The sequence below is a fragment of the Clostridium folliculivorans genome (assembly GCF_024341905.1).
Lineage (GTDB): Bacteria > Bacillota > Clostridia > Clostridiales > Clostridiaceae > Clostridium_AR > Clostridium_AR folliculivorans.
Map to the genome: position 1 here is coordinate 1 of NZ_BQXY01000029.1, position 701 is coordinate 701.

At 52.9% G+C, this 701-nt stretch carries 1 rRNA gene; it reads left to right on the forward strand.

Features of this window, described 5'->3' with window-relative positions:
* Positions 1 to 701, forward strand: a 23S ribosomal RNA gene (locus OCU55_RS23720); the annotation flags it as partial.

A 701-nucleotide genomic window follows, 5' to 3' on the forward strand; every position in this document is an offset into this window, starting at 1 on the left:
TACGAGAGTAGGTCGCAGAGAATAGGCCCAAGCAACTGTTTAGCAAAAACACAGGTCTCTGCTAAAGCGAAAGCTGATGTATAGGGGCTGACGCCTGCCCGGTGCTGGAAGGTTAAGGGGAATCGTTAGCGGTAACGCGAAGCGGTGAACTTAAGCCCCAGTAAACGGCGGCCGTAACTATAACGGTCCTAAGGTAGCGAAATTCCTTGTCAGGTAAGTTCTGACCCGCACGAATGGCGTAATGACTTGGGCACTGTCTCAACTGTAAATCCGGCGAAGTTGTAGTGCAAGTGAAGATGCTTGCTACCCGCGATTGGACGGAAAGACCCCGTAGAGCTTTACTGTAGCTTAGCATTGAGTTTCGGTATTGTCTGTACAGGATAGGTGGGAGACTTGGAAGCATCCTCGTTAGGGGATGTGGAGTCGTCCTTGGGATACCACCCTGACAGTACTGGGATTCTAACCGGGCACCATGAAGCTGGTGACGGGACATTGTTAGGTGGGCAGTTTGACTGGGGCGGTCGCCTCCAAAAAAGTAACGGAGGCGCCCAAAGGTTCCCTCAGAACGGTCGGAAATCGTTCGTAGAGTGCAAAGGCAGAAGGGAGCCTGACTGCGACACTTACAAGTGGAGCAGGGACGAAAGTCGGGCTTAGTGATCCGGTGGTACCTCGTGGGAGGGCCATCGCTCAACGGATAAAAG